We start from the raw sequence: 20,005 nt of genomic DNA, 5'->3' as shown, positions 1-20,005 counted from the left end.
GGGAGGGCGCGTCATGCCGTCGGTCCAGTTCACGTCGCATCTCAGGCAGGTAGCGCCGACCGGCACGCTGACGGTTGGCGGTGCGACTTTGCGCGCGGCGCTCGACGAAGTCTTCGCCCTGCATCCCAAGGTGAAGTCCTACCTGCTCGACGACCAGGAACGCCTGCGCAAGCATGTCGTCATCTACGTCGATGGCGCGCGCATTTCTGGTGGCAGCGATTTGAAGTCGTCTGTGAGTCCGTCTGCCCAAATCTATGTTCTTCAAGCATTGTCGGGAGGGTGAAATGGCGTCGCGTATGCTGGTCGGCAGCCGCAAGGGACTCTTCGTGCTGGAGCCGAAAGGCGGCGAGTGGAAGATTGCGCGGCAGGCCTTTCTCGGCCAGCCGGTCTCCCAGGTGCTGCACGACCCGCGCGACGGCAGCCTCTACGCCGCGCTCAATCTCGGCCATTTCGGCGCCAAGCTGCACCGCTCCGACGACGGCGGCGCGAGCTGGACCGAGGTGACCGCGCCGGCTTTCCCGAAGGCGGAAGGGAAGGAAGATGCGCCTAGCGTCGCCATGATCTGGGCGCTCGAGGCCGCGGGTCCGGACATGCCCGGCGTGATCTGGGCCGGCACCATGCCGGCGGGGGTCTTCCAGTCCAAGGACAAGGGTGTCACCTGGATCCAGAACACCGCCTTCGACGCCATCCCGGGCAAGGCCGAGTGGTTCGGCGGCGGCAATGACGCACCGGCTCTGCACTCGATCTCGATCCACCCGAAGGACAGCCGGAAGATGGTGGTCGGCATCTCCTGCGGCGGCGCCTGGGTGACCGACGACGCGGGGCTGAGCTGGGGCAATGGCTGCAAGGGCATGTGGGCCGCCTATATGCCGCCCGACCAGAAGGACAACCCGGCGGCCCAGGATCCCCACCGCATCGTCCGCTGCCGTGACCACCCGGAGACCCTCTGGACCCAGCACCACAATGCCCAGTTCCGGAGCACCAGCGGCGCCGCGGAATGGAGCACGATCTCCGAGACCTTCGGCTTCGCGGTTGCCGCCCATCCGAGGAATGCCGAGACTGCCTGGTTCGTGCCCGCCCAGAAGGATGAGTTCCGCATCCCGCAAGACGGCGACTTCTGTGTCTTGAAGACCGAGGACGGCGGCAGGACCTTCCGCCGGATCACCGCCGGCCTGCCGCCCAAACCCTGTTATGACCTTGTCTACCGCCACGCCCTCGATGTCGACGAAGAGGGCCGCGCGCTCGCCTTCGGCTCGACCACGGGAAACCTTTGGGCCAGTGGGGATAGCGGCGAAAGCTGGCGCACCGTCTCAAACCACCTGCCGCCGATCTACGTTCTTAAGTTCGCACTTTAAGATGCAGATCACCTTCCGCCTGAACTGCAGATAGGCTCGGCAAGATTCTGATTTTGTGAAATTTTCTCAGACCGGCAACAGCCAGCGCAACAGCAGGAAGGCGACGACCCCGGCGCCGATCGTGGCGAAGAGGTTCTTGGCGAAATAGCTCACCGCGCAGGCGACCAGGGAGGCGAGCAAAGCCGGGTTGTTCCAGCTGATGTCGAGCTTGGTGCCGTCTCCCGGATAGAGCACGGTCGGCACGATGATGGCCGTCAGAACCGCCACCGGCACGAAGGCCAGTGCCCGCTCGATGATCGGCGGGAAGCGGAAATGGTTGGCGAAGAGATAGACCGGCCAGCGGATGACCAGGTTGATGACCGCCATGCCCAGGATCAGCAGGGGAACCATCAGGGCGGTGCTCATGCCCAGGTCTTCTTTTCTTCGGGTGCGAGATGCGCCGCGTCTTCCTCGGTGGTGAGGGTGAGCCCGCGCTTGCGGATGTCCAGCACCACCCCGACCACGATCCCGGCCAGGGCGGCTAGCATCAGGCCGAGCTTGTAGGGCAGGGGATTGGCGACGACCGCGACCAGCCCGGCGGTGACCGCTGCCGCCAGGTAGGGCGTCGAGGTCAGCAGCGGCACGACGATGCCGATGAAGGTCACCACCATGGCGAACTCCAGGCCCCAGTTCTGCACCTGCGGATAGTTCTGTCCGATGGTGATGCCGAGAAAGGTCCAGCTCTGCCAGTTCACATACATGCCGAAGCAGGAGGCGAGGTAATACCAATGGGCGTTCACGCCGCCGCCCCGCATCCGGTATCGCCGCTCCATCACCGCGAAGGTCTCGTCGGTGAGGAAGGCGGCGAGCGGAAAGCGCCAGGCCTGGCTGAGATGCCGGACGTGGTCCACCAGGGTCGCGGCATAGAGCAGGTGCCGGAGATTGAGGACAAAGGTCGCGAACCACACCACCCAGATCCCCGATCCGGCCCCCAGCAGCACGACCGCAATGAACTGCGCCGAGCCGGAGAAGACGAACAGCGACATCGCCATGGTCGCGAGCGGACTCAGTCCCTCGCCGGTCGCCAGGGTTCCGAACAGCAGGCCGAACGGGATCGAGCCGAACATGAAGGGCAGGGTGTCCCGCAGCCCGTGCCAGGCTTCGTCCAGGGGCGATTGGGACTTGGGCAAATCGCTGCGCTCAAGCACTTCGGTGGCGGTCCCCTCGGACGCGGTCATGCGCTAGACCACGCCCATGTCGGCGCCGATGCTCACCCCCGGTGCCGAGCGTGCCGTCTGCGCAATGATGTTGAGGCCCCGCTCCAGCAGGCTGCGCTCCGGCGGCTCGCAGAGGCAGAGCCGGATCGCCGCCGGTGCCGTGCGGGTGGTGGCGAAGGCGCCGGCCGGCGTCACCGCGACCCCGCGCATCCGAAGCTCTAAGGCGAAGGCCTCCGCCGACCAGGGCTCGGGCAGGCGCATCCAGAGATGATAGGCCCGAAGCTCGGCCGAGAGGTCGTGGCCGGCCAGGATCTGCCGCGCCATCTTCTGCCGCGCGATCGCCTCGTCGCGATGCCCGTCGGCGAGCTCGCGGCCGATGCCGTTGCGGATCCAGTCGGCGCCGATCTCGGCGGTCAACGGGGTCGCCATCCAGGTGGTCGAACGCACCACCTGGGTGAAGTCGTCGCGGCTGCCGACGGGCAAGGCGAGATAGCCGACCCGCAGCCCCGGCGCCATCGACTTCGAGAGCGCGGTGAAGTAGTGGCCGAGCTCCGGTGCGAAGCTGGAAAGCGCCGGCGGCGTGTCCGCCCCCAGCAGGAAACCGTAAACGTCGTCCTCGACGATCTTCACGCCGTAGCGCTGGCAGATCGCGGCGATCTCGCGGCGCCGCTCGGTCGGCACCACCAGGGCGGTCGGGTTCTGCAGGTTGGTGACGCAGTAGAAGGCTTTCGGGTTGAGCGTCCGGCACGCCGTCTCGAACGCCTCCGGATCGATGCCGTGCTCGTCCATCGCGACGCCGTGCAGGCGGACGCGCAGGAAGTCGGCGAGCCGGCGCAGGCCGGGATAGGTCAGGCATTCGGTGATGACCACGTCTCCCGGCTCGGTCAATCCGCCGAGCGCAGCGGTCATGGCGTGCTGGCCGCCGGCGGTGACGATCAGCCGCTCGGGCTCGATCGGGAAGCCGCATTCGGTAAGCCATTGCGCGCCCGCCGCGCGATGCGACGCGACGCCGGCATGCGGGTGATAGTCCATCAGCCGCGCGATGCCCGGCCGCGCGACGATCTCGGAGAGCGTCTCGGCGAGAATCGAATCGCTGGTCATCGGCGTCGGGATGTTGACCGAGAGGTCGATGATCTGGGGCACGCCCAGGGGCGCCTCGATGTCTATCACCGCCTGATGCTTGCGGCGCCGCGCATCGGGACGCACGAAGGTGCCGCGCCCGACCTCGCCGCCGATCAAGCCGCGCCGTTCGGCCTCGGCATAGGCCCGGCTCACTGTGCCGACCGTCACACCCAGTCGATATGCGAGATCGCGATGCGTCGGCAAACGGTCGCCCGGATTGAGCGCGCCGCCGCGTACATCGACCGCAAGTGCTTCCGCAATCGCCAGATAGCGCGGTCCTTGGATCCGTTCTATGTCAGGTCGCCACATTGTCATGGTGTCAATGTACTGATTGACTTCATAATGAGTCAAGACATTATGGCGTCAATCGCGACATTGAATCGGAAGTCGCGGGATTGCCTCAGGAAAATGTCCTAAATGGAGAGCGAAATGTATCGATACAAATCAGAGCGCAGCGGCTTCCGACCGACCACCGGCGAGCGGCTGTCCGTCAACGGAATGCTCGTTCGCCTCGCGGAGACCGTCGCCGTCGGAATCGAACGCCGTCGGCAGCGTCTTGCACTCGCCCGCCTGGATGACCGCATGCTCCGCGATATCGGTCTGACCAGTGCGGATGTCGAGGGCGAGGTCTCGAAGCCGTTCTGGAAGTGACCATGCAGCTCGACGTGTACCAAATCGACGCCTTCAGCGACCGGCCCTTCGCGGGCAATCCCGCCGGGGTCGTGCCGCTGAAGTCGTGGTTGCCCGACGCCACGCTCCAGTCGATCGCGGCCGAGATCAACCAGGCGGAGACCGCCTTCTTCGCACCCGAAGGCGACCACTACCGCATCCGCTGGTTCACGCCGACCACCGAGGTGAAGCTCTGCGGTCATGCGACGCTGGCCAGTGCGCATGTCATGCACTCCCTCGGCAATGCGCCCGAGAAGATCGTCTTCGACAGCCTGTCCGGACCGCTCTCGGTCTCGAAGTCCGGCGACAAGCTCGAACTGGATTTCCCGCGCCATGACGTCCGCCCGCAACCCGAAGCGCTGGCCAAGGTCGCCGCCTGCTTCGACGTGAAGCCGGTCGAGATGCATGTCGCTGAAAGCTACGACGCCTATCTGGCGCTCTATGAGAAGGCCGCCGATGTCGCGCGCCTCGTGCCGGATTTCGCGCGTCTCAACCAGGTCGACCGCACCGTGCTGGTGACCGCGCGCGGCGAGAACGGCATCGACTTCGTCTCCCGCTATTTCGCGCCCACCGCCGGCATCCCCGAGGATCCGGTGACCGGCTCGACCCATTGCGTGCTCGCCACCTTCTGGTCGCGGCTCCTCGGCAAGACCGAGTTCCATGCCCGCCAAGTCTCCAAGCGCGGCGGCGACCTCTGGCTCAAAGTCGAAGGCGACCGCGTCAAGATCGCCGGCTTCGCCACGGCGGTGATGAAGGGCCAGATCACGGTCTGAGCGGCTAAAAGATGCATCGAGTTCGCGGCACCCCCACCCAACCCTCCCCCAAAGATGGGAGAGGGCTTTTCGTTTGCGCCACTTCCTGCTCCCTCCCCCGACTTCGGGGGAGGGTGGGGGAGGGGGTGCCCCAAACTCCGCCGCAACAATGATCGCCCCCGAAACCTTCCTGCTCTTCCTCGGCGCGGTGATGATCCTGATGATCACGCCAGGTCCCAACATGGCCTTCGTGCTGGCGAGCGGTGCCGCTTATGGCTGGCGCGGCGGCGTCGCGGCAGCCTTGGGCATCGGCGTGGTCGATCTCCTCTTCACGCTGATCTGTGCCTTCGGCCTCGCCGGTTTGCTCAGCGCCTATCCGGCCGCCTTCGACGCCATCCGCTGGGCGGGTGCTGGCTATCTGATCTACCTCGCGGTCAACTGCCTGCGCCGCGCGCGTGAGAAACTCGCGACAGCCGTGGCCCGCGCTGAACCCTCGCGCTGGGCGATCTTCGTGCGCGGGCTCGCCTCGAACATCGCCAACCCGAAGGCGATCCTGTTCTTCCTGGTCTTCATCCCGCAATTCATCGACGCCGGCCACGGCTCGGTCTTCGTGCAGTTTGTGGCTCTGGGCATCGCCCTCGCCGTGGTCGGCACGCTCTTCCACGGCTCACTGGGCGCACTCGGCGCCGCGGGTGCGGCGCTGGCCGGCTCCAGCGCCAAAACAAAACGCGGCCTGCATGTTCTGCAGGCCGCGGTGTTTCTCGCGATCGCCGCTCGTTTGCTGCTCGGTTAGCCGAACCGCCCGGTGATGTATTCCTGGGTCTTCGGCATCGACGGGGAAGTGAACAGCTTCTCGGTCGTGTCGAACTCGATCAGCTCGCCGAGGAACATGAAGGCGGCGAAGTTGGTGCAGCGCGCCGCCTGCTGCATGTTGTGGGTCACGATCGCGATCGTGTAATCGACCTTCAGCTCGTCGATCAGTTCCTCGATCTTCGCGGTGGAGATCGGGTCGAGCGCCGAGCAGGGCTCGTCGAACAGGATGACCTCGGGCTTCACCGCCACGGTGCGGGCGATGCAGAGGCGCTGCTGCTGGCCGCCGGAGAGGCCCTGGCCGCTGGTGTGGAGCTTGTCCTTGACCTCGTCCCAGAGCGCCGCGCGGCGCAGAGCCGATTCGACCCGCTCGTCCATCTCGGCCTTCGAGAGCTTCTCGTAGAGCCGGATGCCGAAGGCGATGTTCTCGTAGATCGACATCGGGAACGGCGTCGGCTTCTGGAACACCATGCCGACCCGCGAGCGCAGGCTGTCCGCAGATTCCTTGCTGGTCAGGATGTTCTCGCCATCCATCAGCACCTCGCCCTCGGCGCGCTGCTTCGGATAGAGCTCGTAGATCCGGTTGATGATCCTGAGCAGGGTGGACTTGCCGCAGCCCGAGGGACCGATGAACGCCGTCACCGCCCGGTCGTAGAGCGGCAGGTTGATGTTCTTCAGCGCCTTGGTCTGGTCATAGTAGAAGTTGAGGTTGCGGATCGAGATCTTTTCCTTGCCGGCCGCGTTGCGGACGGTCTCGGGGAGAAATTCGGCGTTCATCGCTGCGCCTTCTTTGCAGTGAGCATGCGGGCAAAAATGCTGAGCGTCAGCACCGAGAGGGTGATCAGCAGGGCGCCGGTCCAGGCGAGCTGCTGCCAGTCCTCATAGGGGCTGAGCGCGAACTGGAAGATCACCACCGGGAGATTGGCCAGCGGCTGGTTGAGATTGGTGCTCCAGAACTGATTGCTCAGGTTGGTGAACAGCAGCGGCGCGGTCTCGCCGGAGATGCGGGCGACCGCCAGCAGCACGCCGGTGGTGATGCCGGTCCGCGCCGCCCGGTAGGCGATCGAGAGAATCATCTTCCAGCGCGGCGTGCCGACCGAGGCTGCGGCCTCGCGCAGGGTGTCGGGCACCAGGCGCAGCATGTCCTCGGTGGTGCGAACCACGATCGGGATCACCAGGATCGCCAGGGCAACGGCGCCGGCGATGGCGGAGAAGTGTCCCATGGTTGTCACCAGGATTTCATAAACGAACAGGCCGACGACGATGGAAGGCGCCGAAAGCAGGATGTCGTTGATGAAGCGGACGATATGGGCAAGCCGGCCATAGCGGCCATACTCGGCCAGATAGGTGCCGGCCAGGATGCTGATCGGCGTGCCGACGGCGACGCCGATCACTGTCATCACCACGCTGCCGAAGATCGCGTTCAACAAGCCGCCTTGCTCGCCCGGGGCCGGCGTCATCTCGGTGAAGACGGCGAGGTTCAAGCCGCTGACGCCGTTATAGAGCAGGGTGCCGAGGATGATCGACAGCATGGCGAGGCCCAGCACGGCGGAGCCGACCGAGAGGCTCATCATCAGCTTGCTGCGGGCGCGGCGGCGGGCGGGGAGAGCGGATTGCGCCATGGCTTATTTCCCCTGCTTTTCCATGCGGTAGAGCATCCAGCGCGCGGCGGCGAGCACGATGAAGGTGACGACAAAGAGAATGAGGCCGAGGGCGATCAGCGACGAGGTGTAGATGTCGCCGGTCGCCTCGGTGAACTCGTTGGCGATGGTGGCCGAGATCGTGGTGCCGGGCGCGAACATCGAGGCGGCGATCTTATGCGCGTTGCCGATCACGAAGGTGACCGCCATGGTCTCGCCGAGCGCGCGGCCGAGCGCCAGCATCACGGCGCCGATCACGCCGGCCCGGGTATGCGGGATGACGACGCGGCGGACGACTTCCCACTTGGTGCAGCCGAGGCCGTAGGCGGCTTCCTTCAGGACCGAGGGGACGGTCTCGAACACGTCGCGGGTCACCGAGGAGATGAAAGGCAGGATCATGATCGCGAGGATGATCGCCGCGGTGAAGACGCCGATGCCGTAGGGCGGGCCGGCGAACAGGCCGCCCAGAACCGGCACGCCATGGAAGAAGTCGATGACTTCCGGCTGAAAGTATTTCTGCAGGAACGGCGCCAGCACGAACAGGCCCCAGATGCCATAGATGATCGAGGGAATGCCGGCCAGGAGCTCGATCGCGATCGCGATCGGCCGCGCCAGCCAGGCGGGGCAGAGTTCGGTCAGGAAGACCGAGATGCCGAGGCCGACCGGCACCGCGATCAGCAGCGCGATCGCCGAGGTCAGCAGGGTGCCGTAGATCGGCGCCGCGGCGCCGAACTTGTCGGTTGCGGGGTTCCAGCTCTGGCTGACCAGGAACTCGAAGCCGAAAGTCTGCAAGGCGGGGATCGAGCCGTGGATCAGCGAGATGAACACGCCGCCGAGAACCAGCAGCACCAGGCATGCCGAGCCGAAGGTCAGGGCGTGGAGCACGCGGTCGCCCATCGGACCGGGGCTGGTTCTGGGTCTGGTTTCGCCGGTCGCAGTCAAGGTTCCGCTCAGGGACATCTCGGTCATCTCGAGGCTTGATCCATAGCAGGTTGGCGGTGAAGCGGGTAGCGAACGAAACGGGGAGCCGGCTGGCCGACTCCCCGCATTTGTCTTCCTACGGGCGGTGGACTTACATCCCCGCGTAGACCGGCTTGCCGCCGGAGGTGATGTTCTCGGCCCAGCTCTTCTTGATGAGCTCGACCAGGCTGTCCGGCAGCGGCACGTAGGCGAGTTCGTCCGCCATGGCGTCGCCGTTCTTGTAGGCCCAGTCGAAGAATTTCAGGGCTTCGGCCACCGCGGCCGGGTCCTTCGGCTCCTTGTGGACCAGGATGAAGGTCGCACCCGAGATCGGCCAGCTCTCAGCGCCGGGCTCGTTGGTGAGGATCATGTAGAAGCCCTTGGCATTGGCCCAGTCGGCCGCACCGGCCGCCGCCTGGAAAGCCGCCGCCGACGGGGCGACCGCCTTGCCATCCTTGTTGACCAGCTTGGCGAAGGTCATGTTGTTCTGCTTGGCATAGGCATACTCGACGTAGCCGATCGAGCCGGCGGTCTGCGCGACGTTGCCGGCAACCCCTTCGTTGCCCTTGGCGCCGATGCCGACCGGCCATTCGAGCGCCGAGTTCGCGCCGACCTTGTCCTTCCAGTCGCTGCCGACCTGCGCGAGATAGGTCGAGAAGATGAAGGTGGTGCCCGATCCGTCGGAACGGTGCACGACGGCAATCGCCTGGTCCGGCAGCTTCAGCGACGGGTTGTGCGACTGGATCTTCGGGTCGTTCCAGGTCGTGATCTTGCCCTGGAAGATGTCGGCCAGGGTCGCACCGTCGAGCACCAGGTCGCCCGGCTTGATGCCTTCGAGGTTGACCACCGGCACGACGCCGCCCATCACGGTCGGGAACTGGGTCAGGCCGGCCTTCTCGAGGTCTTCCGGCTTCAGCGGCATGTCGCTGGCGCCGAAGGTCACGGTGTCGGCCTTGATCTGCTTGATGCCGCCGCCGGAACCGATCGACTGGTAGTTCAGGCCCACGCCGGTCTCCTTGTGGTAGGCATCGGCCCACTTGGCGTAGATCGGGTAGGGGAAGGTCGCGCCGGCGCCCGAGATGTCGGCCGCGGTGGCGACCGCCGGGACGCTGAGCGCAGCGGAGCTGAACAAAGCAGCCGCGGCGATAAAGCGGGTCAAATCCAGTTTCATAGGAGCCTCTCCTCCGTTACGGAACGCAGAAATCTGCGCGCCGGTCCCCATCAACGACCGCCGTTTGCCACGACGTTGCCAGAAAGCGACCCACGCGATGGGCTGGAAGCTAGGCAGGATCGGTTGCACTTTGATGACAGTGATCGAACGGAAATATGTCAAATCGGGGAAGGTTGGGCTTCGCCCTGGGGATGACTGGGGATGGCCCGGCTTGCCGGGGGGCGGGAAATCGGCTACCACCCAGCCGAGTTCCACCGGCCCATATATTGGGCGTTAACACCAACCCCTGACCCCAGAGATCGGGCGCCCGATGTCCTCACCCGGCGAAAGATTCCTTTTGCCTGCAGGCCTTTCCGACGGCCTGCCGCCGGAAGCCGGCTTCGAGGCGGCGATCGTCGAACGGCTGATGGCGGCCTTTGCGGCCTGGGGCTACGAGCGCGTCAAGCCGCCGCTGATCGAGTTCGAGGACAGCCTGCTCTCCGGCCCCGGCGAGGCCATGGCGGCGGACACCTTCCGCCTGATGGACCCGGTCTCGCAGCGGATGATGGGCCTCAGGGCCGACATCACCCCCCAGGTCGGCCGAATCGCCGCCAGCCGGCTCACCAACGCGCCGCGGCCGATTCGCCTCTCCTATGCCGGCCAGGTGCTGCGGGTGAAGGGCGAGCAGATGCGCCCCGAGCGCCAGATCGGCCAGGCCGGCGTCGAGCTGATCGGCACCACCGCCGCCGCCGCCGATGCCGAGGTGATCCTGCTCGGCGCCGACGCACTGAACGCGGTCGGCGTCAAGCAACTGGTCGTCGATCTCAATGTGCCGAAGCTTGCGCCGGCGCTCCTTTGGGATGCCGGCATCGGCGATGCGAGAAACCTGATCGCCGCACTCGACCGCAAGGACATGACCGCGGTCCGCCAATTGGCCGGCGACCTCACGCCCTTGCTCGAGGCGCTGATCCATGCGGTCGGTCCGGCGGACACTGCGATCGAAGCGCTGCAGGCGCTGCCGCTGCAAGGGTCGGCGGCGACCCAGCGCGAGCGGCTGCGCGAAGTGGTGGCGTTGATCCGGGCCGCGCGGCCTGACCTGACGCTCACCGTTGATCCCACCGATCACCGCGGCTTCGAGTATCACACCGGCGTCACCTTCTCGCTGCTGGCGCCGGCGGTGCGCGGCGATTTCGGGCGCGGCGGCCGCTACGTGAACCAGGCCGGCGAAGCCGCGACCGGCTTCACCCTCTATCTCGACACCCTGCAGCGGGCATTGCCGGCGCCGGCAGCGCCGAACCGCGTCTTCCTGCCGAGCGGAACACCGGCAGCCGAAGCGCAGAAGCTGCGCGGCGAAGGCTGGGTGACGATCCAGGGCCTGGAAGCGGTGCAGGATGATGCGGCGGAAGCGCGGCGCCAGGGGTGCACGCGGCTCTGGCGCAATGGCCAGCCCATCGAACTCGAATAGTGGTCGAACCAACCAACATCGTCATTGCCGGGCTTGACCCGGCAATCTGTAGAAGACGGAGAAAGATGCCCGTATGAAGTCCGGGCATGACGGATGCTCAAGTAGGAGTTTAGAGACGTGGCAAACGTTGCAGTGATCGGCTCCCAATGGGGCGACGAGGGCAAGGGCAAGATCGTGGACTGGCTCTCGGAGCGCGCCGACGTGGTCGTGCGCTTCCAGGGTGGCCATAATGCCGGCCATACCCTGGTGATCGGCAACCAGACCTACAAGCTGTCACTCCTTCCTTCCGGCATCGTGCGCTCCAAGCTCTCGGTCATCGGCAACGGCGTCGTGGTCGATCCCTGGGCGCTCTTGAAGGAGATCGAGACCCTGCGCGGCCAGGGCGTCACCGTGACACCGGACAATCTCGCCCTCGCGGAGAATGCCGCCCTCATCCTGCCGCTGCATGCCAGGCTCGACATCCTGCGCGAGGAAGCGCGCGGCGCCGCCAAGATCGGCACCACCGGCCGCGGCATCGGCCCCGCCTATGAGGACAAGGTCGGCCGCCGCGCAATCCGCGCCTGCGATCTGCAGGACCTCGACAGCCTGCCGCCCAAGGTCGAGGCGCTTCTGCTCCACCACAACGCGCTTCTGAAGGGCATGGGCGCGCCGGAAGTGGACGGCCGGGAGCTCATCAACCAGCTCCGGGAAGTCGCGCCGAAGATCACGCCCTTCATCCGCGTGGTCTGGAAGGAATTGAACGACCGCCGCCGCCGCGGCGACCGGATCCTGTTCGAAGGCGCCCAGGGCGTAATGCTGGACATCGACCACGGCACCTCGCCTTACGTGACCTCATCCAACACCGTGGCCGGCCAGATCGCCGCGGGTGCCGGCATCGGCCCGCGCGCGGTCGGCTATGTGCTCGGCATCACCAAGGCCTACACGACCCGCGTCGGCTCCGGTCCCTTCCCGAGCGAGCTCTTCGACAAGATCGGCGAGACCATCGGTGAGCGCGGCCGCGAGTTCGGCACCGTCACCGGCCGCCGCCGCCGCTGCGGCTGGTTCGACGCCGCGCTGGTGCGCCAGTCGGCCAAGGTTTCCGGCATCGACGGCATCGCGCTCACCAAGCTCGACATCCTCGACGGCTTCGAGGAATTGAAAATCTGCACCGGCTACACGATCGACGGCGAAGCCTTCGACCATCTGCCGGCGGCGACCCAGCTCCAGGCCAAGGCGAAGCCGGTCTACGAGAGCATCGAAGGCTGGAAGGAATCCACCAAGGGCGCCCGCTCCTGGGCCCAGCTCCCGGCCCAGGCGATCAAATACATCCGCCGCGTCGAGGAACTGATCGAGGTGCCGGTGGCTTTGCTCTCCACCAGCCCGGAACGCGACGACACGATTTTGGTGACCGATCCCTTCGCGGACTGAAGGCGCGGGATCCTGGAAGACCCTACGCACTCGCTCTTCTTCTATGCTGCGGCAGCGGCGATTGTCCTGCTGATCGCCGTCCTCTGGTCGCTGAAGCGGTACGGCCGCGTTCCGCTGCCGCAGCTTTCGTCGCGCAGCAAGCGGCTCCTGATCGCCGGCGCATTCCTGTTCATGATCATCATGCCGATCCTGCAGGTCTATCTCTTCTACCGCTGACCATCATCCCGGCGTCGTCGGGGTATCGACCGCGAGAGGACGTGACGGAGCTCTATCCCTGGATCAAGCTGGTGCACATCGCCGCCGTCGCGGCGAGCGGCAGCCTGTTCGCGATCCGCGGGCTCCTGCTCATCCTCGGCCAGCGCTGGGCGATGGCGCGGCCGGTCCGGTATTTCAGCCAGGCGATCGACACCGTGCTGCTGGCAGCGGCGATCCTGCTGACCCTCACCATCGGCCAGTATCCTTTCGTCGACGCATGGCTGACGGCCAAGGTGCCGCTGCTCGCCGTCTATATCGCGCTCGGCGTCCTCGCCTTCCGCAAGGAACGCAGCAAGGCCGCGCGCCTCGGCTATTGGCTGGCGGCCCTCGGCGTCTTCGCCTTCATCGTATCCGTCGCCCTGGCGCACGATCCGCGCGGCCTCTTCAGCCTGCTCTAGGCTGGCATATGCAATTCCCGGCGATCCGACGCTCGAAGCGGCATTTTCCCAGGTGACAACTTGCGCTAGAATGCGCTGATGAGATTGAAATCACTGACGATCCTCTGTTGTCTGGCGATCACGGGCCTGTTCGTTGGCGGTCTCGATCACGCCGTGGCCGAGGAGTCTGAGCCTCAAGTCCTGACGGTCGAGCAACGCGTTGAACGGGCCAAGCTCTGGGATGCGGCGGCGCGTGCGGCGTTGGCGGCCGGCAGGGTCCACAGTCAGTGGTCGGTGCCACTCGATGATGGCAGGGCAGCGCTTGTCGCGTTCAAGGGTTCAATCGTCATACCGGGCGCTCGCACGAAAGAAGAGCAAGCACTTCTCGATGCCGCACAGCAATTCGCCGACCAGATTTGGCAGCCAATCCACGGCGGAGTAAAGGGCGCAGGCGCGGGAAGCTTCGAACGACATGCCACGGCTTTCTTCCGCCACGCTCTGGTGCTCAATCCGGAAGATGCCGAAGCCACGCAGGGATTGGTCGATACGGCCGATTCCCTGGTGCGTGCGGCGGAGACCTATCGGGTTCGCCCGGATTATTACGGCGGGCCGCGCATAGCCGTCTGGCTCTATCAGCAGGCACTGGAGAACGATCCGGACAATGCAGGAGCCAAGGCGGAACTGGCCCGCATTCCGGCTCTTTTGGTTCAGAGAGCGCGCGCGGCGGTTGCCAACCATTGGGACTCCGAAAAGCTTGAGATGCTCCGTGCCGCGGCCGAACTGGACCCGGATGATCCCGAGGTCGTCCGGGCCCGCAAGGAACTTCCTGCCTTGCTGATTGCGTCCGCGCAACGGGACATCGATGCCGGAAATCTGCAGTATACCGGCAGCGCACAAGATAAGCTGGAGGACGTGCTTGCCTTGGACCCGGAGAATCTGCAGGCGAAGCAGATGCTGCGCACGGTCGCTGACCATATCGCGGGCATGGGCGACTGGAATCTGGCCCGCGCGATGATCGACGGCGATGGCGAGCCGGTTCGCTACTACCAGGACGCGCTCGCCATCGATCCGGAGAATGCACGTGCGAAGCGAGGGCTGCTGGCGCTGCCGATGCTCCAGGAGGCCAGGCGCGCATTAAAGAATGGCGATATCACCGAAGGCGGCGCGATGATCGAGAAGATCGCCGCCATCGATCCCGAGATGCCGGGCCTGAACACCTTGCGAGAGATGGCCGCACAGTCTGGCAACTGACGATCGGTTAAGGCGCCTATCCGGCATCCTCCAAAATCATCGCCGCCGCCTTCTCGGCGATCATGATGGTCGGCGAATTGGTGTTGCCGGAGGTGATCGTCGGCATGATCGAGGCATCCGCCACCCGCAATCCCGCCAGCCCGCGCAGCTTCAACCGCGCATCGACCACCGCCATCGGATCGTCGCCCATCTTGCAGGTGCTGACCGGGTGGAAGATCGTGGTGCCGATCTGCCCGGCGGCATGCACCAGCTCGTCATCGGTCGCGTAACTCGGCCCCGGCATCAGCTCCTTCGGGCGATAGGGGGCGAAGGCGCGGCTCTCCAGCACGATGCGGCGGGTGAGCTTGATCGCCTCGACCGCGACGCGCCGGTCCGCCTCGGCGCTGAGATAGCGCGGCTGGATCGCCGGCGGCTCCAGGGGATCGGCGCTCTTCAGCCGGACATGGCCGCGGCTCTGTGGGCGGAGATTGCAGACCGAGGCGGTGAAGGCGGGGTAGGGATGCAGCGGCTCGCCGAACTTGTCGAGGCTCAGCGGCTGCACGTGATATTCGACATTGGCGGTCGCGTGCTCGGGCGACGATTTCGCGAAGGCGCCGAGCTGCGAGGGCGCCATGGTCATCGGCCCGCGGCGGAAGGCGGCGTATTGCAGCCCCATGCCGAGCTTGCCCAGCAGCTTGTTGGCCGTGTCGTTCAGTGTCGGCAATCCGGTGACGCCGAAGATCAGCCGCAGCTGCAGGTGATCCTGCAGGTTCTCGCCGACGCCGGGCAGGGCATGCACGACCTCGACTCCATGGCGCTGCAACAACGCCGGGTCGCCGATGCCGGAGACCTGCAGCAGATGCGGCGAGTTGACCGCGCCGGCCGAGAGGATGACCTCGCGCCCGGCCCGCACCTTATGCACCTGTCCCTGGTAGCGGATCTCCGCGCCGAACACCCGCGCGCCCTCGACCAGCAGGCGCAGCACCTGCGCGTGAGTCCAGAGCGTGAGGTTGGGGCGTTTCAGAGCCGGCTTCAGGAATCCGCGCGCGGCCGACCAGCGCACACCCTTGCGCTGGTTCACCTCGAAATAGCCGACGCCTTCGTTGTCGCCGCTGTTGAAGTCATCGACCGGCGGAATGCCCTGCTCGCCGGCGGCGTCGCGGAAGACGTCGAGGATCTTCCAGCTCAGGCGCTGGCGCTCGACCCGCCACTCGCCGCCGCGCCCATGTTTCGGATCGGCCGGCGAGCCTTCGCGATGCTCGCTCTTGATGAAATAGGGCAGCACGTCGTCCCAGCCCCAGCCGGGATTGCCGAGCTGGCGCCAGTGGTCGTAATCCGCCGCCTGGCCGCGCATGTAGATCATGCCGTTGATCGCAGAGCAGCCGCCGATCACCTTGCCGCGGGGATAGTTGAGCGCGCGGCCGTTGAGCCCTGCCTCCGGCTCGGTCTTGAAGCACCAGTCGGCGCGCGGATTGCCCATGGCGTAAAGATAGCCGACCGGCACATGGAACCAGATCCAGTCGTCCTTGCCGCCGGCCTCCAGCAGCAGGACTCTATGCCGCCCGGAGGCGGTCAGCCGGTTGGCCAGCGTGCATCCCGCCGAGCCGGCGCCGACGACGATGAAATCGAAGGGAGAATCGAGGGACGGCGAGGGCTTCACGGGATCGACCATAGCATGGCCGTTTCGGGGCAAAACGGGGCCAGTAGTTACCCCCTGTTAACCATCACCGGTCAAGATGTCCGCTGGTTTTCATGGGCGCGGGCGGAATGGCGGAAGACAGCGATTTGGTGATGCTGCGGGACCGGTTTGAGATCAAGCCGGGCACCCGCTTGTCCCAATTCGACCAGGGCTCGGCGCTGGCCTATGCGGTCGAGGACCATAGCCAATCCGGCCGCAAGCTCTTCGCCCTGATCTGCCCTGGCACCGTGCCCTGCCGCGGCCTGCACCTGCCGGAGCGGCGCTCGCAGATCCCGATGCTCTGGCCCGAGGCCTCCGGCGTGGTCGACTGGCCGGTGCCGGCTCAAGGCGGCGGGACCGTTTGGGGCCGGCGTCCGGTGCTGGTCTATCCGCAGCCGACCGGCGAGCGGATGCTGAAAGACCCGGGCCTGCCGCTGCCGACCCTGACCGAGCAGCTGATCGCCCGCAACATCATCAAGCCGGCGATGGCGGTGCTGAAGGAGCTGGGCAATCTCGGCGTCGCGCACCGCGCGATCCGGCCCAGCAACATCTTCTACGCCCTCGGCAACAGCGGCGAGATCGTGTTCGGCGAATGCTTCGCCACGCCGCCGGGCTGCGACCAGCCGACGGTCTACGAGACGGTCGAGAACGGCCTCGCCCATCGCATGGGCCGTGCCGAAGGCAGCCAGGCCGACGATCTCTATGCCCTGGGCGTGCTGGTGCTGTTCCTGCACATGGGCAACCCGCTGCACGCGCTGAGCGACGAGCAGGTGACCGCGGCCAAGATCAACTTCGGCACCTTCTCCGCGCTGGCCGGCGGCGAGAAGGTCTCGCCGACCATGGCCGAGATGCTGCGCGGGCTCTTGAGCGACAAGGTCTCCGACCGCTGGACCTTGAAGAATCTCGAGATGTGGATGCTGGGCCAGTACTTCAATCCGGTGCTGCCCAGCCTGCCGCAACGCGCGACGCGGCCGATCCGTCTCGGCGGCGGCGAGCATATGAGCAGGCCGGCCGCGGCCAACGCCATGGCGATGCATTGGGACGAAGCGCTGGTCAATGTCGATAACGGCACGCTGGAGAGCTGGCTGAAGCGCGGCTTCAACGACGAGAAGGTCGCGGAGCCGCTGCACCTCATCAAGGGCCTCTCGATGAGCTACGGCCCTTCGACCGGCGCCAAGCACCGGATGGTGTCGCGGCTGATCCAGTTCATGGGGCCGAACCTGCCGATCTGCTACAAGAGCATCCGCGTCAGCGCCACCGCCATGGGCAACATGCTGGCCGCAGTGATCGACCAGCCGCCCCTGCGCACCGAGTTCGTGGAGATGCTGCGCGGCCGCCTGCCGCAAGGCTGGCTCGATCATCAGCCCAAGCTCACTTCGGAACTGACCGCGCTCCGCCGCACCCTCGACGGCATCGAGAAGGTGGTCGAGCGGCCGGGGCCGGGCTACAGCGTGGAGCGCGTGCTCTACGACCTCGACCCGGCCATGCCCTGCCGCAGCGAATTGATCGGCGACTACTACGTCACCAGCCTCAAGGACCTGCTGCCGGCGATCGACGCGGCGCTGCCCGGCGCCGAGGCCGGCACGCTGCCGATGGACCGGCACATCGCCGCCTTCATCGCCGCGAAGATCGCGCGGCCGGTCGAGCGCGAGCTCACCTTGTTCGGCAATCCCGCCGACCAGACCGGCTATCGCATGGGCGTCCTGCGCCTGCTCGCCGCGGTGCAGCGCCAGCATCCGAGCCACGACCTGCCGCGGCTCGCCGAAACCCTGCTCGAGCTGATGAAGCCGGTGGTAGACAGCTTCCACCGCATCCAGGCGCGCAGCGACGTGCGCAACAAGCTGGAGCAATTCGCCGCGCATTCCGATTTCGTGCAGATGGCCGAGCTGCTCGACGAGGACGGCGCGCTCCGCCAGAGCGACATCCAGGGCTTCGAGCAGGCGCAGCAGGCCTATGCCGAGCTGGAGAAGGAGGCGCAGTGGCTGGAAGCCGGCGGCCTCACCGATCCCCTGAAGGTCCAGGCCTCGGCCCGCGTCAGCTCGGCGATCACCTCGGCCTTCATCGCCAGCGGCGCACTGGCGGCCTTCACCATCGCCATGGTGCTGTGAGATGCCGATGGCCGCATCCAACGCCGCCGCCAAGCCCGGCGCCAAGCCGAACCCGAAGGCCGCCGCGGCCCCGGCGGCGCCGAAGAAGCGCGGCCCCTGGCTCTATATCTGCCTGGCGGTGCTGCCGGCCATCGTGCTGCTGCCGACGACCCTGGTCCTCGCCGCCGCGATGGTGCCGACCCTGGTCGCGCGGATCGTCGATCCGGCGCCGGGCCGTCAGCTCACCATCACCGTCGGCAGCCTGAACTTCGCCGGCGCGCTCTGGTTCATCCACGATCTCTGGTCGGCGGGGCAGGGCTTCTCGGCGATCATGCCGACCCTGAGCGACATGATCGGCTGGCTGGCCGCGCTGGTCGGCGCCGGCATGGGCTGGGCGCTCTATTCGCTGATGCCGATCGTCACCCGCTCGATCGCCACCACCAAGAGCAATCTCCGCCTCTCCCGCGTCCGCAAGAGCCAGGAAGAACTGGTCGAGCACTGGGGCGATCCCGTGCGCGGCGGGCTCACCATGCCGGCGACGATGCGCGAGCCGTAAGCGGGACATTGGGACCCGCACACTCAACCGTCATCCCGCGGCTAGGCCGCGGGATCCACGCCTTGGGGCTCGAAGTATACGCTGCCGGCGGCGGCGGCCCGGCAGGAGCCGTGAGCGGCACTACTTGACCGTCCTGTGCGGGCGTGACCCGCGCATCGCTGTAGGACCCGCCGACTGAGCCGGGGGCTGCCTGCACCGCTCAAGCGGTGCGGAGAACGGCCGCTCTTGCAAGTGCAACCGGCAGGGCGCAGACTTTCGGTTGGGCAACGAATTCACATGGGAATTACCAAGCGCACCGAAGGCAACCCACATCGCAACGGGGGAGGCTTGAATGGCACGCAAGAGTACCCGTCGAGTGAAATCCGGCTCCGGCGACGTTATCGCCTATGTCACCAAGCCGCTCGGCAAGGGTGGAGCGGAAATCAAGGCAGCCGGCTGCCCGCAAAATCAGATCGTCGGCACCGAAACCGAAGTCATCATCGCGCGGGGCTGCACCGAGGAGGAGGCGAGGCGCAAGGTTTACCGCAAGCTGCTCCAGAAGGCGCGCGCCCTTCGCAAGGCCGCGAACAGTCCTTGCGTCGGCGACTGCGGTGACGGAGGCCATTGCACCCTGATCACGCCCATCGATCCGAGCGAGCTGACCTGCTCGCCCGCCGACATGCCCGATTGTCCTGACGGCGTCGGCTATGTCTGCGCGTTCATCGGATTGGTTCGCGCGGAGTGCGTCTGCGCCATCTGACTCCAATTGCCGTCTCGATCCGGGAAGGAGGAGAAGTGCAATGGCCCGCAAAGTGAAGCAGATCCGCAAGAAGCCGCAGCGCCCTCAGCGCAAGGCCGAGCCGACGCGCAAGCGCAGGCGCCGGCAGGATGCCGGCTGCACCTGCACCCTGAAACTTGCCGATAGCCCCATCGTGCTGGACCGGGTAGAGAGCGGCCCGAAGGGCATCTTCAAGCCGAACTACGAGAAGGCGCCGGCCTGTGACGGCGACGGTTGCGAGATGCAGGTCCACTACCAGTGGAGCATCAAGGTCCTGGAGGGCGACCCGGTCTTGAGCGACGCCACCGCGGAGATGGCGAGCGTGACCGGCCTGGGAAGGTTCGAACTGAGGCTGCGCGTCACCGTCAGCTGCATCAAGACCGTCGGTCAGGACGACCAGGGCAACGCGATCAGGGTCGTCGCGTTCAAGTCCGAGGCCGGCAGCCAAGAGTATGCCGTGGTCTAGTTGCTAGGATTGCGGTGACAGTTCACTCAATGCGCCCATTGATCGCTGACACAGAATTCCTTACGTCGCCCAT

Annotated in this window: 21 protein-coding genes; 13 read left to right on the top strand and 8 right to left on the bottom strand. The window is 66.2% G+C overall.

The window, feature by feature from the left end; genetic code table 11:
- The first annotated feature begins 13 nt into the window (after window positions 1–13).
- Window positions 14–283: a MoaD/ThiS family protein gene (locus ACYQ4T_RS09600; protein ID WP_459853055.1), complete on the top strand. Its 270-nt coding sequence runs from the start codon at window positions 14–16 to the stop codon at window positions 281–283.
- Window position 284: 1 nt separating this feature from the next.
- A complete protein-coding gene (locus ACYQ4T_RS09595; RefSeq protein WP_459853053.1) occupies window positions 285–1,355 on the top strand; it encodes a WD40/YVTN/BNR-like repeat-containing protein in 1,071 nt (356 codons plus the stop codon).
- A gap of 66 nt (window positions 1,356–1,421) precedes the next feature.
- On the opposite strand, the gene ACYQ4T_RS09590 is transcribed toward ACYQ4T_RS09595, so the two are convergent.
- The 3 genes from ACYQ4T_RS09590 to ACYQ4T_RS09580 are packed head-to-tail and all read right to left on the bottom strand — an operon-like array spanning window position 1,422 to window position 3,982.
- The gene (locus tag ACYQ4T_RS09590; protein ID WP_459853051.1) at window positions 1,422–1,760 is read right to left on the bottom strand and encodes an AzlD domain-containing protein; all 339 of its coding nucleotides are present in this window, start codon (window positions 1,758–1,760) and stop codon (window positions 1,422–1,424) included.
- A complete protein-coding gene (locus ACYQ4T_RS09585; RefSeq protein ID WP_459853049.1) occupies window positions 1,757–2,572 on the bottom strand; it encodes an AzlC family ABC transporter permease in 816 nt (271 codons plus the stop codon). The genes ACYQ4T_RS09590 and ACYQ4T_RS09585 overlap by 4 nt, the downstream gene beginning before the upstream one ends.
- A gap of 3 nt (window positions 2,573–2,575) precedes the next feature.
- Complete coding sequence (locus ACYQ4T_RS09580) at window positions 2,576–3,982, bottom strand: aminotransferase-like domain-containing protein (RefSeq protein ID WP_459853047.1); 1,407 nt, start codon at window positions 3,980–3,982, stop codon at window positions 2,576–2,578.
- Window positions 3,983–4,102: 120 nt separating this feature from the next.
- Here ACYQ4T_RS09580 and ACYQ4T_RS09575 point away from each other — a divergent pair, with 120 nt between their 5' ends.
- From ACYQ4T_RS09575 to ACYQ4T_RS09565, 3 genes are all read left to right on the top strand, one after another.
- On the top strand, window positions 4,103–4,324 hold the full coding sequence (locus ACYQ4T_RS09575; protein ID WP_459853045.1) for a DUF1127 domain-containing protein: 222 nt from the start codon (window positions 4,103–4,105) through the stop codon (window positions 4,322–4,324).
- A gap of 2 nt (window positions 4,325–4,326) precedes the next feature.
- Entirely contained in the window at window positions 4,327–5,115 is a 789-nt protein-coding gene (locus tag ACYQ4T_RS09570) for a PhzF family phenazine biosynthesis protein (protein ID WP_459853043.1), read from the top strand.
- Between the two features lie 148 nt (window positions 5,116–5,263).
- Window positions 5,264–5,887 carry a LysE family translocator gene (locus ACYQ4T_RS09565; RefSeq protein ID WP_459853041.1) on the top strand — a complete coding sequence of 208 codons (624 nt, stop codon included), beginning with the start codon at window positions 5,264–5,266 and terminating at the stop codon, window positions 5,885–5,887.
- Here the strand turns inward: ACYQ4T_RS09565 and pstB are convergent.
- The 4 genes from pstB to pstS all read right to left on the bottom strand — a co-directional run bounded on the left by pstB (window position 5,884) and on the right by pstS (window position 9,675).
- Window positions 5,884–6,681, bottom strand: coding sequence for a phosphate ABC transporter ATP-binding protein PstB (gene pstB, locus ACYQ4T_RS09560; RefSeq protein ID WP_395020525.1), 798 nt, complete (start codon window positions 6,679–6,681; stop codon window positions 5,884–5,886). The genes ACYQ4T_RS09565 and pstB overlap by 4 nt on opposite strands.
- Window positions 6,678–7,526 carry a phosphate ABC transporter permease PstA gene (gene pstA, locus ACYQ4T_RS09555; protein WP_459853039.1) on the bottom strand — a complete coding sequence of 283 codons (849 nt, stop codon included), beginning with the start codon at window positions 7,524–7,526 and terminating at the stop codon, window positions 6,678–6,680. Before pstA ends, pstB begins: the two co-directional genes overlap by 4 nt.
- A 3-nt stretch (window positions 7,527–7,529) precedes the next feature.
- On the bottom strand, window positions 7,530–8,513 hold the full coding sequence (gene pstC / locus ACYQ4T_RS09550) for a phosphate ABC transporter permease subunit PstC (RefSeq protein ID WP_459853037.1): 984 nt from the start codon (window positions 8,511–8,513) through the stop codon (window positions 7,530–7,532).
- A 103-nt stretch (window positions 8,514–8,616) separates the two neighbouring features.
- On the bottom strand, window positions 8,617–9,675 hold the full coding sequence (gene pstS, locus ACYQ4T_RS09545) for a phosphate ABC transporter substrate-binding protein PstS (protein ID WP_459853035.1): 1,059 nt from the start codon (window positions 9,673–9,675) through the stop codon (window positions 8,617–8,619).
- Window positions 9,676–10,012: 337 nt separating this feature from the next.
- Between pstS and ACYQ4T_RS09540 the strand changes: the two genes are divergently transcribed.
- The 4 genes from ACYQ4T_RS09540 (at window position 10,013) to ACYQ4T_RS09525 (ending at window position 14,409) form a co-directional block, all read left to right on the top strand.
- On the top strand, window positions 10,013–11,119 hold the full coding sequence (locus ACYQ4T_RS09540) for an ATP phosphoribosyltransferase regulatory subunit (RefSeq protein WP_459853033.1): 1,107 nt from the start codon (window positions 10,013–10,015) through the stop codon (window positions 11,117–11,119).
- A 117-nt stretch (window positions 11,120–11,236) separates the two neighbouring features.
- Window positions 11,237–12,526 (top strand): adenylosuccinate synthase, encoded by a 1,290-nt coding sequence (locus ACYQ4T_RS09535; RefSeq protein ID WP_459853030.1) that lies wholly within the window; start codon window positions 11,237–11,239, stop codon window positions 12,524–12,526.
- Window positions 12,527–12,783: 257 nt separating this feature from the next.
- Complete coding sequence (locus ACYQ4T_RS09530; protein ID WP_459853028.1) at window positions 12,784–13,179, top strand: SirB2 family protein; 396 nt, start codon at window positions 12,784–12,786, stop codon at window positions 13,177–13,179.
- A gap of 78 nt (window positions 13,180–13,257) precedes the next feature.
- Window positions 13,258–14,409, top strand: coding sequence for a tetratricopeptide repeat protein (locus tag ACYQ4T_RS09525; protein WP_459853025.1), 1,152 nt, complete (start codon window positions 13,258–13,260; stop codon window positions 14,407–14,409).
- Between the two features lie 16 nt (window positions 14,410–14,425).
- Here ACYQ4T_RS09525 and ACYQ4T_RS09520 read toward each other — a convergent pair whose 3' ends face one another.
- On the bottom strand, window positions 14,426–16,060 hold the full coding sequence (locus ACYQ4T_RS09520; protein WP_459853023.1) for a GMC family oxidoreductase: 1,635 nt from the start codon (window positions 16,058–16,060) through the stop codon (window positions 14,426–14,428).
- Window positions 16,061–16,155: 95 nt separating this feature from the next.
- Here ACYQ4T_RS09520 and ACYQ4T_RS09515 point away from each other — a divergent pair, with 95 nt between their 5' ends.
- The 4 genes from ACYQ4T_RS09515 (at window position 16,156) to ACYQ4T_RS09500 (ending at window position 19,932) form a co-directional block, all read left to right on the top strand.
- A complete protein-coding gene (locus tag ACYQ4T_RS09515) occupies window positions 16,156–18,174 on the top strand; it encodes a protein kinase family protein (RefSeq protein ID WP_459853020.1) in 2,019 nt (672 codons plus the stop codon).
- A 7-nt stretch (window positions 18,175–18,181) separates the two neighbouring features.
- On the top strand, window positions 18,182–18,709 hold the full coding sequence (locus ACYQ4T_RS09510) for a hypothetical protein (protein ID WP_459853018.1): 528 nt from the start codon (window positions 18,182–18,184) through the stop codon (window positions 18,707–18,709).
- Between the two features lie 331 nt (window positions 18,710–19,040).
- Window positions 19,041–19,448, top strand: coding sequence for a hypothetical protein (locus ACYQ4T_RS09505; RefSeq protein WP_459853016.1), 408 nt, complete (start codon window positions 19,041–19,043; stop codon window positions 19,446–19,448).
- A 40-nt stretch (window positions 19,449–19,488) separates the two neighbouring features.
- Window positions 19,489–19,932, top strand: a complete 444-nt coding sequence (locus ACYQ4T_RS09500; RefSeq protein ID WP_459853013.1) for a hypothetical protein — start codon at window positions 19,489–19,491, stop codon at window positions 19,930–19,932.
- Window positions 19,933–20,005: the final 73 nt, after the last annotated feature.

The organism is Dongia sp. agr-C8 (genome assembly GCF_054658695.1).
The sequence above is the reverse complement of the archived record's forward strand: the minus strand, read 5'-3'. Positions and strand labels throughout refer to the sequence as shown.